This is a genomic window from Acinetobacter sp. FY731, from assembly GCF_059515905.1.
In genome coordinates this window covers 123,345-138,149 of record NZ_JCAKNB010000003.1, presented here as the reverse complement: position 1 = coordinate 138,149, position 14,805 = coordinate 123,345, and the positions used below count along the sequence as shown (strand labels likewise).

General features: G+C 35.4%; 15 protein-coding genes. 9 read left to right on the top strand and 6 right to left on the bottom strand.

The window, feature by feature from the left end; all coding sequences use genetic code 11:
- The first annotated feature begins 84 nt into the window (after positions 1 to 84).
- A complete protein-coding gene (ppk1, locus tag AC5YC8_RS04790) occupies positions 85 to 2,175 on the top strand; it encodes a polyphosphate kinase 1 (protein ID WP_496116417.1) in 2,091 nt (696 codons plus the stop codon).
- 56 nt (positions 2,176 to 2,231) lie between these two features.
- Here the strand turns inward: ppk1 and oxyR are convergent, their stop codons facing one another.
- The 4 genes from oxyR to rubA form a co-directional block, all read right to left on the bottom strand.
- Positions 2,232 to 3,137, bottom strand: a complete 906-nt coding sequence (gene oxyR / locus AC5YC8_RS04785) for a LysR family transcriptional regulator OxyR (protein ID WP_496116416.1) — start codon at positions 3,135 to 3,137, stop codon at positions 2,232 to 2,234.
- Between the two features lie 6 nt (positions 3,138 to 3,143).
- A complete protein-coding gene (locus AC5YC8_RS04780; protein WP_496116415.1) occupies positions 3,144 to 4,088 on the bottom strand; it encodes an alpha/beta fold hydrolase in 945 nt (314 codons plus the stop codon).
- 49 nt (positions 4,089 to 4,137) lie between these two features.
- Complete coding sequence (locus AC5YC8_RS04775; RefSeq protein ID WP_496163742.1) at positions 4,138 to 5,316, bottom strand: NAD(P)/FAD-dependent oxidoreductase; 1,179 nt, start codon at positions 5,314 to 5,316, stop codon at positions 4,138 to 4,140.
- Between the two features lie 66 nt (positions 5,317 to 5,382).
- Positions 5,383 to 5,547 carry a rubredoxin RubA gene (gene rubA / locus AC5YC8_RS04770; RefSeq protein ID WP_496116413.1) on the bottom strand — a complete coding sequence of 55 codons (165 nt, stop codon included), beginning with the start codon at positions 5,545 to 5,547 and terminating at the stop codon, positions 5,383 to 5,385.
- Between the two features lie 501 nt (positions 5,548 to 6,048).
- On the opposite strand from rubA, the gene AC5YC8_RS04765 reads away from it, so the two are divergent.
- Complete coding sequence (locus tag AC5YC8_RS04765) at positions 6,049 to 6,591, top strand: adenine phosphoribosyltransferase (protein ID WP_496116412.1); 543 nt, start codon at positions 6,049 to 6,051, stop codon at positions 6,589 to 6,591.
- Between the two features lie 49 nt (positions 6,592 to 6,640).
- Here AC5YC8_RS04765 and AC5YC8_RS04760 read toward each other — a convergent pair whose 3' ends face one another.
- The gene (locus AC5YC8_RS04760; protein ID WP_496116410.1) at positions 6,641 to 7,141 is read right to left on the bottom strand and encodes a YqiA/YcfP family alpha/beta fold hydrolase; all 501 of its coding nucleotides are present in this window, start codon (positions 7,139 to 7,141) and stop codon (positions 6,641 to 6,643) included.
- Positions 7,142 to 7,468: 327 nt separating this feature from the next.
- Here AC5YC8_RS04760 and lysS point away from each other — a divergent pair, with 327 nt between their 5' ends.
- Positions 7,469 to 8,998 (top strand): lysine--tRNA ligase, encoded by a 1,530-nt coding sequence (lysS, locus tag AC5YC8_RS04755; RefSeq protein WP_496116409.1) that lies wholly within the window; start codon positions 7,469 to 7,471, stop codon positions 8,996 to 8,998.
- Between the two features lie 83 nt (positions 8,999 to 9,081).
- Here the strand turns inward: lysS and AC5YC8_RS04750 are convergent, their stop codons facing one another.
- Positions 9,082 to 9,624, bottom strand: a complete 543-nt coding sequence (locus tag AC5YC8_RS04750; protein WP_496116408.1) for a hypothetical protein — start codon at positions 9,622 to 9,624, stop codon at positions 9,082 to 9,084.
- 320 nt (positions 9,625 to 9,944) lie between these two features.
- Between AC5YC8_RS04750 and cysD the strand changes: the two genes are divergently transcribed.
- The 6 genes from cysD to AC5YC8_RS04720 all read left to right on the top strand — a co-directional run bounded on the left by cysD (position 9,945) and on the right by AC5YC8_RS04720 (position 14,799).
- The gene (gene cysD, locus AC5YC8_RS04745) at positions 9,945 to 10,859 is read left to right on the top strand and encodes a sulfate adenylyltransferase subunit CysD (RefSeq protein WP_496116407.1); all 915 of its coding nucleotides are present in this window, start codon (positions 9,945 to 9,947) and stop codon (positions 10,857 to 10,859) included.
- A 108-nt stretch (positions 10,860 to 10,967) separates the two neighbouring features.
- Complete coding sequence (gene cysN, locus AC5YC8_RS04740; RefSeq protein ID WP_496163741.1) at positions 10,968 to 12,584, top strand: sulfate adenylyltransferase subunit CysN; 1,617 nt, start codon at positions 10,968 to 10,970, stop codon at positions 12,582 to 12,584.
- A 202-nt stretch (positions 12,585 to 12,786) separates the two neighbouring features.
- Positions 12,787 to 13,248, top strand: a complete 462-nt coding sequence (locus AC5YC8_RS04735; protein WP_496163740.1) for a hypothetical protein — start codon at positions 12,787 to 12,789, stop codon at positions 13,246 to 13,248.
- Positions 13,249 to 13,310: 62 nt separating this feature from the next.
- Positions 13,311 to 13,721, top strand: a complete 411-nt coding sequence (locus AC5YC8_RS04730) for a hypothetical protein (RefSeq protein ID WP_496163739.1) — start codon at positions 13,311 to 13,313, stop codon at positions 13,719 to 13,721.
- 12 nt (positions 13,722 to 13,733) lie between these two features.
- Complete coding sequence (locus tag AC5YC8_RS04725; RefSeq protein WP_496163738.1) at positions 13,734 to 14,195, top strand: hypothetical protein; 462 nt, start codon at positions 13,734 to 13,736, stop codon at positions 14,193 to 14,195.
- The gene (locus AC5YC8_RS04720) at positions 14,179 to 14,799 is read left to right on the top strand and encodes a hypothetical protein (protein WP_496163737.1); all 621 of its coding nucleotides are present in this window, start codon (positions 14,179 to 14,181) and stop codon (positions 14,797 to 14,799) included. Before AC5YC8_RS04725 ends, AC5YC8_RS04720 begins: the two co-directional genes overlap by 17 nt.
- Positions 14,800 to 14,805 lie beyond the last annotated feature (6 nt).

Below are 14,805 nucleotides of genomic sequence, written 5' to 3'. Positions count from 1 at the left end.
AAATTGGGCTTTTTTTATGAAATTGTCACAATTTTGAAGCATACTTATAGATATGGATAGACTTTAAAATAATGATGGTGATTTATGAATACGGCTATAAGTGAAATTCCTGTGCAAGCTCCACAAATTGAATATGCATACAATGATCGCTATATCAATCGTGAATTGTCTATTCTAGATTTTCATTTGCGTGTGTTGGAACAAGCTGTAGATCCGCTTCATCCCTTACTTGAACGCATGAATTTCTTGCTGATTTTTTCTCGTAACTTAGATGAATTTTTTGAAATTCGTGTTGCAGGAATGATGGAGCAACTAGACTTAGGTAATGAAAGCCACAGTCCAGATGGTTTGACGCCTAAACAGGTTCTAGAACAAATTTCTAAAACTGCACATGAAGCCATTGAGCGCCAATATCGCATTTTAAATGAAGAAATTTTACCTAAATTACGTGAAGAAGATATCTGTTTCTTACGCCGTGGAGAATTAACACCTGCACAATCTGCATGGGTGAAAAAATACTTCCAAGAACAAGTCGCTCCTGTATTAACACCGATTAGCTTAGATCCTGCACATCCATTTCCACGATTAGTGAATAAGTCACTGAATTTTATTGTGACTTTAGAAGGGAAAGATGCTTTTGGTCGTCAGATTGATTTAGCCGTTGTTCCAGCCCCACGTTCATTGCCACGTGTTGTGCGTTTACCTGATGAACTCACAGATGGTAAAGAACATCATGTCATGCTGTCTGCGATTATTCATGAGCATGTTTCAGATTTATTCCCTGGTATGACAGCAACGGGTTGCTATCAGTTCCGTGTAACACGTAATGCAGATTTAGCACTGAATGAAGATGTTGAAGATTTAGCTAAAGCATTAAAGGGTGAGTTAAACTCGCGCCGTTTTGGTCGAGCAGTACGTTTAGAAGTTACACAAAACTGTCCAAAGAATATTTATGAATATTTATTAGATGAGTTTGATTTACATGAGTCCCAACTTTATAAAGTTCATGGACCTGTGAATCTTGCACGTTTATTAACGAACTTTAAGCGTCCACATTTACGTTACGATTCACATACGCCAATTATTCCAAAAGTACTCAAAAAATCTGAGAATATTTTTAGTGCAATGCAAAAGCAAGATATTTTGCTACATCATCCATTTGAATCTTTTGCACCAGTCATTAACTTGCTTCGAGAAGCTGCACGTGATCCTCAAGTTTTAGCAATTAAGCAAACTTTATATCGTAGTGGTCCAGATTCTGAAATTGTACAAGTACTTGCAGAAGCTGCTCGAAATGGTAAAGAAGTTACAGCCGTTATTGAGCTTCGAGCACGTTTTGATGAAGAGTCGAATATTGAAGTTGCAAATGTATTGCAAGAAGCAGGTGCAGTGGTTGTTTACGGTATTGTGGGCTATAAAACACATGCCAAAATGATTTTAGTTGTGCGCCGTGAAAATAATAAGCTCGTACGTTATGTTCACTTAGGAACGGGTAATTATCACGCAGGTAATGCACGTATTTATACAGACTACGGCTTACTCACTACAGATAAAGAGCTTTGCGAAGATGTGCATCGTGTATTCCAAGAACTCACTGGAATGGGCAAAATGGCAAAGCTGAAAAAGTTATTGCATGCACCATTTACGCTTCATGCTCAGTTGCTTAATTTTATTGATGATGAAATTGCGAATGCAAAAGCAGGAAAACCCGCACAAATTATTGTGAAAGTAAATGCCTTAACAGAAGTACAGCTGATTAATAAATTGTATGAAGCATCACAAGCGGGCGTGCAAATTGATTTAATTATTCGTTCAATTTGTTGTTTGCGTCCTGGTTTGCCAGGCTTGTCTGAAAATATTCGTGTTCGTTCAATTGTTGGGCGCTTCTTAGAACATACTCGTGTTTATTACTTTAGTAATAATGGTGATGCTCGTATTTACTGTTCAAGTGCGGACTGGATGGATCGTAACTTATTCAATCGTGTTGAAGCATGTTTTCCTATTGTCGATTCAGTATTGAAGAAACGTATTTATCAGCAAGGTTTATTAACATACTTAAAAGATAATCAACAAGCGTGGCTATTACAAAGTGATGGTACTTGGCTACGTGCTAGCGTTGAGGACGGTGGTGCATTACACAATGCACAGCGTTTATTGTTAGCCACTATTAAATAATCACAAGCTCAAAATAAAAAAAGGAGTCATAAATGACTCCTTTTTTATTTGCTAAATTACTGCTGGTTTTGCGTAATTTTTTGCAAAATTTGAAGTAGAACATCGAACTCACTTTGTAGTGGTGTGCTCTTACGTGTGACTAACGCTAAAGTACGGCTAGGTGCAGCATCGATAGGTTTAACAACTAAATCTGGATTTGCTTTCACCATATTGGTGTGAATTGCAATTTCAGGAAGTAGGGTAAAGCCAAGATTTGCAGAAATCATCTCTACAAGTGTTGGAAGAGAACTTGCTTTTAAACGATGATCATTTTTACGTTCGCCAATTGGGCAGGCACTTAAGGCATGATCACGTAAGCAATGACCTTCTTCAAGCAACATCAAGCGAGATAAATCAAGCTGATCTAAAGTTTTTGCATTTGCCGCATTTTGGTCTGACTTATGGTAAACCAAACATAAGTTTTCACGAGTAATTTCTGCAACTTTTAAGCTACGCGTATCAAAAGGTAGAGCAAGAACAACCATATCTAGGCTGCCATACTCTAATCTCTCAACAATTTTTTCGCTTTGTGCTTCGTGAAAATGAAGTTGAATTTTAGGAAGTTGCTTATGCACTTCATCTAACAGTTGCGCCAAAATAAATGGAGCAATTGTTGGAATCACGCCAAGGTGTAAATCACCTGTCAGTGGTTCACTCATTTCACGACTTAAACGCATTAGGTCTTGTGCATCAGCCAATAGAACACGGGCTCGAGCAACGACTTGTTCACCCAAAGGGGTTAAACGTACGTTTTGGCGATCACGTTCAACGAGTACGCCACCCAATAATCGTTCTAATTCCATGATACCGCCCGACAAAGTCGACTGGGTCACAAATGAACGGCGCGCGGCTTCTGTGAAGTGCAACGTTTCAGACAGCGTAACTAGATATGATAGCTGTCTTAGGGATGGTAATGCAGCCATAGTGTCCTAATTTTTCGATTTAAAGTGATGTACAAATAATCCGCTAAGATATGGAATAAAGTGCGGAGGGACATCATGCCCCATTCCTTCAATTAATTCAAACTTAGCCCCAGGTATTGCTTTTGCAACAGCCTTACCATGTCCAGGAGGTAATAAGCGATCACAAGAACCATGCACGACTAAGGTCGGTTTTTGAATCTGCTTATCTAAATGTAACAATGATCCTGTACATAATATTGCTAAAAACTGTTGAAGTACACCCGTAGGATAATAACTCCGATGATATAGTTTTTTAGCTGTTTGCATTGCTTCAAGTTGATTTACAAAACCTGGTGATCCAATAGTTTTGAGTAATTGCATACTATGATCAATAATACCATTTTCATCTGTAGACTCTGGTTTTCCAATTAAACTAAATAGTTGTTTTGGATAAGGCAAAGGTAAAAATGGTTTATTGTTACTGGTAAAGAGTAAGCCTAGACTTTGGACTTTTTCAGGGTAATTTGATGCAAGAATCTGTGCAATCATTCCTCCCATAGAAGCGCCAATTATATGTGCTTTTTCTAGACCAAGTTGATCAATTAATAAAGCTGCATCTTCAGCCATATCATATAAGCTGTACGGTGCACCTTGATTCTGTAAGCCAACAGAAAAGCGACCCATCATTTTTATGGTATTTAGTTTTGGTCCGTTGTTTCGTATTTTACTTGATAATCCTATATCTCGGTTATCATAACGTATTACACGAAAGCCTTGATCAATAAGTGATTTACAAAAAAAATCAGGCCAAAATAGTAATTGTGCACCTAAGCCCATAATAAGCAAAATAGCAGGATCTTCTTTTTTCCCACCCACTTCAACATGAAGTTCTATGCCATTGGCTAAATTTACTTTAGTTTCAGACATAAAAGAGGTGTAAGGGGAGTCCTGAAATTTTAGGGCACTATTCATTTTTATTTTCCTAACAAAGATGCTTGTAGGCATCTTTGCCATTTAAACCTTAAACAGATGCAGGAATCAAGTCTGGAACAAGTTTAGTTAATGTTAAACGTTGTTTACCAGCTGTAGCACCTAATAATACAAAACCACGTAAAGTTTCCGATGAATCGAAGGCTTTTGCAATCATACCATCATCTAACTCTTCTGTTTGCCAAGTCACTTCTAGCTCATTTGGAACTGCTAAAACAGTAAGTGGTGCGGCAGGTGTTTTGACTGCAACAGGCATTGCAGGGTAGTGAACAGCCGTATGTGTACCATTGAGTGTTTTAGCAAGAGCACGTGCTTGTTGCATAATTGGCATAACATAAGGCAGTAAAGTACCGTTTACTTCTGCACAGTCACCTACGGCATAAATATCTACTTGATTTGTTTCAAGTGAGCTATTTGTTACTACGCCACGCGCAGTTGTAATATCTGCAGCTTTAGCAAGTGCTGTATTGGGTTGTAAACCAATTGCAGAAAGAACAGCGTCGGCAACAAAAGATTGTCCATTTGCTAAAGTCACAACATAACTGTTGTTTTCTGCTTTGGAAATTTTTTCAACTGTTGTGCCTAATACAAAATGTACGCCAGTATCTTCTAAACCTTGTTTAAAAGCAGATGCGACATGTGCAGGTAATAAGCGGCAGAGTGGTTGAGTTGCTAAATCTACAACCGTTACTTTGTGTCCAGTATTTTGTAAATCATTGGCAAATTCACAACCAATTAAACCCGCACCTAAAATGACAACACGTTTATCGTGATTTTGATCAATTTGCTTACGGAACTCGGTGTAATCACTTAAATTATTTACGACATGAATGTCATCACTTGCATCACCTGCAATGGCTAAGCGAATAGGATTTGCACCAACGGCTAAAACAAGTTTTGCATAAGTTAATGTAGATTCAACGCCATCTTTTTCTAAGCTTAAAATGTGATTCTCTGCATCTATGCTTTTTACCCACGTATTTTTTTCAATGCGCATATTGAGTTGAGCACTCATTTTTTCTGCATCGCCTAAAGCAATTTGCTCAGGTGCTTTTTTACCTACTAGTGCGTTTGAAAGCGTTGGTTTTGCATAATTTACTGCGTCATCGGCACAAATCATAACAAGTTCTTGTTCTGTATTTAGTTTACGGAACTCACGAGCTACGGTATAACCCGCCATGCCTGAACCAATGATGACGATAGGATGCATAACAATCTCCACGTTAAAAGGAATAGTGCATAAAAAAGACCAGATTCTGGTCTTTTATGCAGATACTTAGATTTCAATCATTTCAAAATCTGCTTTAGACACGCCACAGTCAGGGCACGTCCAATCATCTGGAATATCTTCCCATTTAGTACCAGCAACGATACCGTCTTGAGGGCAACCTTCTGCTTCGTCATAAATCCATCCACATACGATGCATTGATATTTCTTCATTTGACTCTCCAAAACCGATCTAACGAGGATCAGTGAAAATCCTTATAAAAGGCAAGATACTATTTATATGACGGTCTGCGTGCATATATACGTAAATTTTTACGCAGTTATATGTATAAAGTAAAGTAAATATCTTTCTTTAATTGAGCATTTGTTAAAATGAATGTGGTTAATGAGCAAAACTTGTCATAAATTATCGAGTACTTAAGTACGAAGCTGAATTGAATAATATATTTTGTATGTGAGTGAAACATATTGTTTTACATAGAGCATTATTCGCAAATTAAGACTTAAGTTGAACAGATTTTTGTGAGAAAAATAAGTATTTTATAATTAGATTAATCTATATTTAATATTTATATAAAAAATAAAGCAATAAAAACAAATATTTAGTTATTTATTGTGTGTTTGTATATTATTAATACAGCTCTAATTTGCTAGCCCTTAGTTAAAATAAGCTGTAAAATTCAACTATCCCTTCATTTTTTTTAAATATCTCCCATGAGTAATCAGTCTACAACTTTGTGGTCACACATTCGTACGGTCCAAGATTTTCCAAAACCAGGTATTTGTTTCTTTGATCTTACGCCATTATTTATGAATAACATTAGTCTTTTGACTGATGCACTTATTGCGAGTATTCCAGCAAAACAACTTGAAGAAGTTGAAAGTTTTATTGCCGTAGAAGCTCGTGGCTTTGTGCTTGCAAGCTTACTTGCACAGCGTACAGGTAAAGGGTTAATTTTGGTTCGTAAGGCAGGTAAATTGCCACCTCCTGTAGTTGGTGTGGGTTACAGCTTAGAGTATGGTTTAGACCGTTTAGAAATGTCAGCTGAAATTGAAAGCCAAAAAGTGATTATTGTAGATGATGTACTTGCAACTGGCGGTACTTTAAAAGCAGTAAAACAACTTGCTGAAAAATGTAATCATAATGTTTTAGGTGCAAGTATTTTCTTAGATTTACCAGATTTACATGGTGATTTAGGTTTAGATATTTGGACTGTTTTAGATGATAAATCTAAGCCTGAAACTGAAGCAGCATAAATTTTTTAATTTATTCTGACTAAAAAAGCCACATACATTGTGGCTTTTTTTATTTAAATGTTTTTTCTATTTCTAAAATTAAATCATTTATTTGTTCAGGTTGTGCGAGGCGATGGTGTCCGCCTTCAATACTTTGGATTTGCATATAGTTTTCTAAAAACTCTTTCGTTGCATGCATATCAAGAACTTCATCACCCAATTCAATATACGCCATTTGTTGAATGTCATGATTCAAAATATTGTCAGAAATAGGGGGGTAATCATCACGAAAATTTGGTTTTAGACTTGGGTTAGCAATGACACATGGAATTTGGTATTTAAATGACATTAATAAAGCCCAATAACCACCTAAACTATGACCCACAATAATATTGGGTTTAATTTTTTCAATAATGTCGTGATAAAACTGAGCAACAGTTTCAAAATTTAAATTTCGATAATCGACATTAATACAATATTTTTGCTCTGCATCAATTGCATGAAATTTTGTTGAATCTCTTGAAGAGTCCAAGCCATGGAAAAACAAAATTTTAGAAAGATAGGTCGTCATTATTTTTTATTCACAAAACAAAAATATTAAAATTTGATTTTTCAACAAAGGATTAAGAATAATGTTAATCAATATGGGTATTTAAAACTGTTAGATATTGGTCTATGTTGTATTCATTTTTCAGCCTTTAGTCTAAGTTGTCAGCTAATTTAATGTCGTAAAACGGATATTTTTTTGTGTACAACTGAATGATAAAAATTACTTCTAGCTAATTTTTTGTTGTATCTACTAGATTTTTATAAATCTGCAGTATTTCCCTCTGCTCATTATCTCGTAAATCTGCTATGCTATGCCACTTCTATTTCTTATCTAATCTACGAGGCAGAGATGACGCAAAATAACGCTCAATCGACTTCTGAACAAACTATTTCCGAAAACGATTTAATTGCACAGCGTCATGCCAAGTTAAAGCAAATCCAAGAACAAGCAAAAGAAACGGGTGTTAGCCCTTGGCCAAATACGTTTAAACGTGAACATTACGCACAAGATTTACAAGACCAATTTGCAGAAGTATCGAAAGAAGATATTGAAGCGGGTGAAAAAGTTTATGTGTCTGTAGCAGGTCGTGTGATGTTAAACCGTGGTTCATTCATGGTTATTCAAGATATGACAGGTCGTATCCAGTTATATGTTGCACGTAAAGAGCTTGCACCTGAAGTATTGGAAACAATCAAAGGTTTAGACCTTGGTGATATTATTGCAGTTCAAGGTTATGTAGGTCGTTCTGGTAAAGGCGATTTATACGTACATATCGAACATTTCGAATTATTAACTAAATCATTGCGCCCACTTCCAGATAAGTTCCACGGTTTAACAGATACAGAAGTTAAATATCGTAAGCGTTATTTGGACTTAATCGTAAACGAAGAAACACGCAAAACATTTGAAATTCGTGCAAAAGTAGTTTCAGGTATTCGTGCATATTTAACCAATGAACGCTTCATGGAAGTTGAAACTCCAATGATGCATGTTATTCCAGGTGGTGCATCTGCGCGTCCATTTGAAACACATCATAATGCTTTAGATATGCCATTGTTCTTACGTATTGCACCTGAGCTTTACTTAAAACGCTTGGTTGTTGGTGGTTTTGAACGTGTGTTCGAAATTAACCGTAACTTCCGTAATGAAGGTGTATCGACACGTCATAACCCAGAATTTACAATGATCGAATTCTATCAAGCTTATGCAGATTATAAAGACTTGATGGAATTGACTGAAAAAATGCTAGAAAAATTAGCAATCGACATTTTAGGTTCTACAGATGTTCCTTATGGCGAAGAAGTGTATAGCTTCAAAGGTCCATTCAAGAAAATTTCAATGTTTGATGCAATTCTTGAGCACAACCCACAATTCACACCTGAAAATGTGGCAGATCGTGATTTCCTTGCTGATTTCGTTAAGAATGAATTGAAAGAACAAGTGAAGCCTGGTTTTGGTTTAGGTAAACTTCAAACAATCGTATTTGAAGAAACTGTTGAAACTCAGCTTCGTCAACCGACATTCATTACAGAATATCCAGCGGAAACTTCTCCATTGGCTCGTCGTAACGATGACAACCCGCATATTACAGACCGCTTTGAATTCTTCATTGGTGGTCGTGAACTTGCAAATGGTTTCTCTGAGTTAAATGACCCAATTGACCAAGCAGAGCGTTTCCAAGCGCAAGTTGCTGAAAAAGATGCAGGTGATGATGAAGCAATGCATTACGATGCAGACTTTGTTGAAGCTTTAGAGTACGGTTTACCTCCTACAGCAGGTCAAGGTATTGGTATTGATCGTTTAGTGATGTTATTTGCTAATGCACCAAGTATCCGCGATGTAATTTTGTTCCCACATATGCGTCATAAAAATGCATAAGTTGTGAAGAGTAAAAAACCCGCCTAGTGCGGGTTTTTTTTGAAATAAATTTTATCTATATTTTAGTTTATACAGTGAAGTCATTATAAAAGAGTAGTTTGAATACGTACTTTCATATCTAATGCTTGTTGCATAATAAAGTTTTTCATCCAAGCAACGTGTTGTCCCATTGGATTAATTTTGATTGCACTATTAAGAAATGATAAGGTTTCTTGCTGAAAAAGTTGCTGTTCAATTGCTTCTGAAAGCTGTTGGCTATTGCATGCTAAAGGCATGCTTACCGTATAAAAAGCTTTAGGGAAATTATAAAAAGCATAAAGTAAGTTAAAGGCACGTTCATCTCCCTTTAAATTGCCTGCGCCAATTTCGTAATTTTTATTCTGATTACTATGCGTAATACCAATCACAAATTGCCACTGATTATCCGAAAGTCGTAAGCCAAATTGCATGCCAATTTGGTCTGTTGTATGTTCATGCTGAACAAAGTTATTCAATGCAGAACCATCTTCCGTTAATGCTTCTTGTAAAACCAACATGTGTTGTTGATGCTGATATATATAGCCTGCAAGCATTGCTTGTTCTAGTTGATTTTTTAATGATTCAAGGTCAAAGTGGCTATACGGCATAAATATAAGTCTTGTATGAAACTTACTTAATTTAAGCATGTTTAGCTAAAAATTGAAGCAATTAATAAGAGTTTTTAAGAATAAAAGGGTCTGAATTGGCTCTAAATATATGATCAAAAAATCAGGCATTTGAGTTTAAATAAATTAAGTTTAGCTATCTGATTAATTATATTTTATAAGCAATATCAATAAAGCTTTATATGATGAATTCGAATATTAATATCATAAAACAAGCAATAGCTTGGATAACTAAATCACTATAATGAATATAAAATTTCATATGTGTCATAAGTACACGTTTTTCTAAGCTGGTGTTGTCCATGTCGTTAAATGAGGAAAGACTTACTCATCTAAAACAGCTTGAAGCTGAGAGTATTCATATTATCCGTGAAGTAGCTGCTGAGTTTGAAAACCCAGTTATGCTTTACTCAATTGGTAAAGATTCAGCAGTCATGCTGCATTTAGCCCTGAAAGCATTCTATCCTGCAAAACTTCCATTCCCGCTACTGCATGTAGACACAGGTTGGAAGTTCAAAGACATGATTACTTTCCGTGACAACATGGCAAAAAAACATGGTTTTGATTTGATCGTGCATCAAAACAAAGAAGGGAAAGATGCAGGCATCAATCCATTCGACCACGGTAGCTCTAAATATACAGACATCATGAAAACTCAAGGCTTAAAACAAGCGCTTGATAAATACGGTTTTGATGCTGCCTTTGGTGGCGCACGTCGTGATGAAGAAAAATCACGTGCAAAAGAACGTGTTTATTCATTCCGTGATTCTAAACATCGTTGGGATCCTAAAAACCAACGTCCTGAACTTTGGAATCTTTATAACGGTAAAGTGAACAAAGGCGAAAGTATTCGTGTGTTCCCATTGTCAAACTGGACTGAGCTTGATATTTGGCAATACATTTATTTGGAAAGTATTCCATTAGTACCGCTTTATTTAGCTGCAGAACGTCCTGTGGTTGAACGTAGTGGCACACTGATTATGGTTGATGATGAACGTATGCCTTTAAAAGAAGGTGAAGTTCCACAAATGAAATCGGTACGTTTCCGTACGTTGGGTTGTTACCCACTTACTGGTGCTGTTGAGTCTGAAGCTGACACATTGCCTGAAATTATTCAGGAAATGCTTTTGGCAACAAGTTCTGAACGTCAAGGTCGTATGATTGACCATGATGAAGCAGGCTCGATGGAGAAGAAGAAACAAGAGGGTTACTTCTAGAATCTCTCCCAACCTCTCTTTAAAAAAGAGAGGAGATTTCCCCCTTTATTAAAGGGGGATACAGGGGGATTAAAAACCGATTTCAAAAGAATATGTGGAGTTTGAGCAATGTCTCATCAATCAGAATTAATTAGCCAAGATATCTTGGGTTATTTAAAACAACACGAAAATAAAGACTTATTGCGTTTTTTAACTTGCGGTAACGTAGATGATGGTAAATCGACTTTAATTGGACGTTTACTTTACGATTCAAAATTGATTTATGAAGATCAATTGCAAGCAGTTACGCGTGACTCTAAAAAAGTAGGCACAACAGGTGATGCACCTGATTTGGCTTTACTTGTAGATGGTTTACAAGCTGAGCGTGAACAAGGTATTACTATTGATGTTGCTTACCGTTATTTCTCTACAGAAAAGCGTAAGTTTATTATTGCCGATACTCCAGGGCACGAACAATACACACGTAACATGGCAACAGGTGCATCTACTTGTGACCTTGCGATTATCTTAATTGATGCGCGTTACGGTGTTCAAACACAAACACGTCGTCATACATTTATTGCAAGCTTGTTAGGCATTAAGAACATTATTGTTGCGATTAACAAAATGGATTTGGTTGAATTTTCTGAAACTCGTTTCAATGAAATTCAAGCTGAATATGCAGCCTTTGTTGCACAGTTAGGTGATCGTAAACCTGCAAATATCATCTTTACGCCTATTTCTGCGTTGAATGGCGATAACGTGGTAAACAAATCTGCAAATACGCCTTGGTATACAGGTGAAACTTTAATGGGTTCTTTAGAATCTGTTGAAATTAACCGTACATCTGCGAAGCAAGATTTCCGTTTTCCAGTTCAATATGTAAACCGTCCTAACTTAGACTTCCGTGGTTTCTGCGGTACTGTTGCGCTAGGTGATGTGTCTGTTGGCGATAAGATTGTTGCTTTACCATCGGGTAAATCTTCAACTGTAAAAGAAATTGTAACTTTCGATGGCAACCTTGAGCGTGCTGTTGCAGGTCGGGCTGTTACGCTTACATTAAATGATGAAATTGATATTTCACGTGGTAATGTTTTAGTTCGTGCAGATCAGGCTGAGCCATTTATTTCACGTTCTGTGAATGCAACTGTCGTTTGGATGGCAGATCAACCGCTTGTAATTGGTAAATTGTATAACTTGAAAGTGGGTACGCAAACTGTTCCTGCGAAAGTGACTGCAATTAATTTCCGTACAAATGTAAACACGCTTGAAAAGGCGAAAGTAGAAAGCTTAGAGCTTAACTCTATTGCGAATGTTACTGTTGAGTTTGATACACCTGTTGTATTTGACCGTTATCAAGATAGTCGTTACACAGGTTCGTTTATTTTCATTGATCGTTTAAATAATGTGACGATTGGTGCAGGTATGGTGGAAGAGTCTGTTGAATGGACTGCTCATACAAACCCTGTAACTGCGGAAGCGCGTGCTGCTCGTTTAGGTCAAAAGCCTGCGTCTATTACTGTTTCTGAAGCTGCATTAGCAAATGCTCAAGTGCTTGAGAATTTGTTGCTTCAACAAGGTGTAGTTGCGATTGCGAAAGCAGGTTTAGACGCGACTCAAGTTGCGCTTTTACGTGAAACGGGTATTGCGGTAATTACAACTGTAGCTGAAGGTACAGATGTGGCATTTGCTGTTGATGCAGTTGAAGAACTTGCTGAAAAGATTGTTGAGTTGGTTCGTCTATAAGACTGAATTGATTTAAAAAAAACCCACCGTGAGGTGGGTTTTTTTTAATGTAAGTTCATATAATATATTTTTAGGGATATTACTGGAAAAAACACATGAATTTTGATGAAAAAAGGAATTTATAAGAAGTTGCATTATATTTTATAGGGATAGAGGCTATACTTTAAAAGGAAGTATAAATACTTTATTGAGAAGTGGAGGGATGTTTTCAACAAAAACTATGTGGGAGGAAACACAAAAAGAAATAAATTTTATTAGTGCTTCAGAAGTAGGCTCTAAAATAGTTGATGATGTTATTGCAGAATTTGAAAAAGATTTAATCAAAACAATTCTTTTTAGAGAAAAGTGTTTGTCAATTCATATTGACCCAAAGAATTTTGATCGTATTTTTGAGGCTCTCGAAAAGAAGTATAAAAAATTTGATGATAATTATCATTCAATTATAAATAATGAAATTAAATTTGGATTTAAAAAGATTCAGTTCGATGATTTACATTTTTATATTTCTAAAGATATAAGTACATTAACATCAAAAATTGATCTAGGTTTAAGTGCATTAAAAGATGAATTAAAGGATGGTGGATATCAAAAAGTATTTGCATTTAAAGAGATAGAAATTTCAAGTTTTAATTCAATAATTATCGATAAAAAAATCGTAATATAATTTTATCTGCTGATTTAGCGAATCATTTTCAAATTGATCAATTATGTCAAAAAATAGCAGGTTTGGTTAATTTAATTAGAACTGAAACAAAATTAGGCCATACAATAGAAGATACGGGGATAAATTTATTTCCTTGTATTCATAAACTTTATGATGAAAAACATGGATTTGTTAAAGAGCTTGCCTTTAAGACTGATGAAGGGGTTTCACATCGAGAGATAGCGAAGGCTGGTAAAGATGTAAGAGAAGGAGAATATCATACAGCTGGTAGTGCATCTACAGATATTGAACCATATGATATAAAGAAATCTTATGGAACGAAAACTGAAGAGGATTATAAAGAAGTTATTTTAAAAGGAAGTTGGTATATTCTATCATTGCCTACGCCAATATTAACTAACCTTACAATTCATGAAAACACTTTGAAATCTTTTAATGAGATACTAATAAAAATAATTAAATTAGTTATTTAAGAAGATAAAATAATGGGTAATCAAGAAATTAGAGATAAATACATACAGAGGTTGGATTCTCGATTAGAAACTTCGGATAAAGAATCTAATCGAGTTTTCTGTGCTTATTATAATAATCTTATTAATTTTATTTTAAATAAAAAAAAGCCAGAAAACCTTATTTACCTAACTTATTCACGTTTAAAGAAAATTTCTTGTGAAGATATGTCTGATGAAAAATTCAAATTGTTTCTGGGATTAATGATTGATGAAAGAGTCAATGTACTGTTAGAGAAGTTTGAAGCTCATGATTTTGAAAGTGAAGATTCTATTTTAATCGACTTTGAGGAAGTTACTAATTGTATAATTAATGAAAAATTTATAAATCCTTTTACTGGATACGAAATTTCGAGCAAAGAATATTGGGCTATGATAACTACTTTTTTTTGCTTATCCGATGAGTTGGTAGGGGATTTATATGCTAGATCTTGTTGAAAAATTTGATCCATCAAATCCATTGGAAAAAAGTATTTTAATGCGAAAAAGAGCGCGAATGGATAGAAATTATGAATTATATATAGCTCAATTTTATGAGGATTTAGAAGAACAATTACATTCTTTGGAGTATCAAGCAGCTATATTACATGAACAAGGAGAAGATTTAATTACGACTTTTATTGTAAATGGACTACAAAATAGAGGGTATACAGTTACTCATGATGGAAATGCAAATGGACATGTAGATATTAATGTCAGTGATTTACCTTTTACATGGTTTGGTGAAGCTAAACTCCAAAAAGGTAATGTAAATACTTATGGTGGATTTCAACAATTAACTACAAGATATAGCCGTTGTAATAAGTATGGCTACCATGGTGGAGTGATTGTTTATCATCAGAATAAAGGTAAAAATGCTAAAACTGCCTTAAAAGCATGGCGAGATTATTTGTTATCTGGTATAGAAAGAATAGTTATTAATTGTATGGAAATACCGGAAAGGTGTCTATATTTTGATACCAATCATGAGCATGAAACTAATGGAAATTCTTATTTAATAAGACATTTTTGGGTGAATTTAACTTTTAACCCAAAGAAGTAATTACTA

What these genes read in the sequence shown, in the direction of transcription:
- AC5YC8_RS04750 (WP_496116408.1), bottom strand. Translation starts at nt 9,624, where the DNA reads ATGCCGTATAGCCACTTTGACCTTGAATCATTAAAAAATCAACTAGAA.
- AC5YC8_RS04725 (WP_496163738.1), top strand. Translation starts at nt 13,734, where the DNA reads ATGGGTAATCAAGAAATTAGAGATAAATACATACAGAGGTTGGATTCT.
- AC5YC8_RS04760 (WP_496116410.1), bottom strand. Translation starts at nt 7,141, where the DNA reads ATGACGACCTATCTTTCTAAAATTTTGTTTTTCCATGGCTTGGACTCT.
- AC5YC8_RS04765 (WP_496116412.1), top strand. Translation starts at nt 6,049, where the DNA reads ATGAGTAATCAGTCTACAACTTTGTGGTCACACATTCGTACGGTCCAA.
- AC5YC8_RS04720 (WP_496163737.1), top strand. Translation starts at nt 14,179, where the DNA reads ATGCTAGATCTTGTTGAAAAATTTGATCCATCAAATCCATTGGAAAAA.
- rubA (WP_496116413.1), bottom strand. Translation starts at nt 5,547, where the DNA reads ATGAAGAAATATCAATGCATCGTATGTGGATGGATTTATGACGAAGCA.
- lysS (WP_496116409.1), top strand. Translation starts at nt 7,469, where the DNA reads ATGACGCAAAATAACGCTCAATCGACTTCTGAACAAACTATTTCCGAA.
- AC5YC8_RS04775 (WP_496163742.1), bottom strand. Translation starts at nt 5,316, where the DNA reads ATGCATCCTATCGTCATCATTGGTTCAGGCATGGCGGGTTATACCGTA.
- oxyR (WP_496116416.1), bottom strand. Translation starts at nt 3,137, where the DNA reads ATGGCTGCATTACCATCCCTAAGACAGCTATCATATCTAGTTACGCTG.
- ppk1 (WP_496116417.1), top strand. Translation starts at nt 85, where the DNA reads ATGAATACGGCTATAAGTGAAATTCCTGTGCAAGCTCCACAAATTGAA.
- AC5YC8_RS04735 (WP_496163740.1), top strand. Translation starts at nt 12,787, where the DNA reads ATGTTTTCAACAAAAACTATGTGGGAGGAAACACAAAAAGAAATAAAT.
- AC5YC8_RS04780 (WP_496116415.1), bottom strand. Translation starts at nt 4,088, where the DNA reads ATGAATAGTGCCCTAAAATTTCAGGACTCCCCTTACACCTCTTTTATG.
- cysN (WP_496163741.1), top strand. Translation starts at nt 10,968, where the DNA reads ATGTCTCATCAATCAGAATTAATTAGCCAAGATATCTTGGGTTATTTA.
- cysD (WP_496116407.1), top strand. Translation starts at nt 9,945, where the DNA reads ATGTCGTTAAATGAGGAAAGACTTACTCATCTAAAACAGCTTGAAGCT.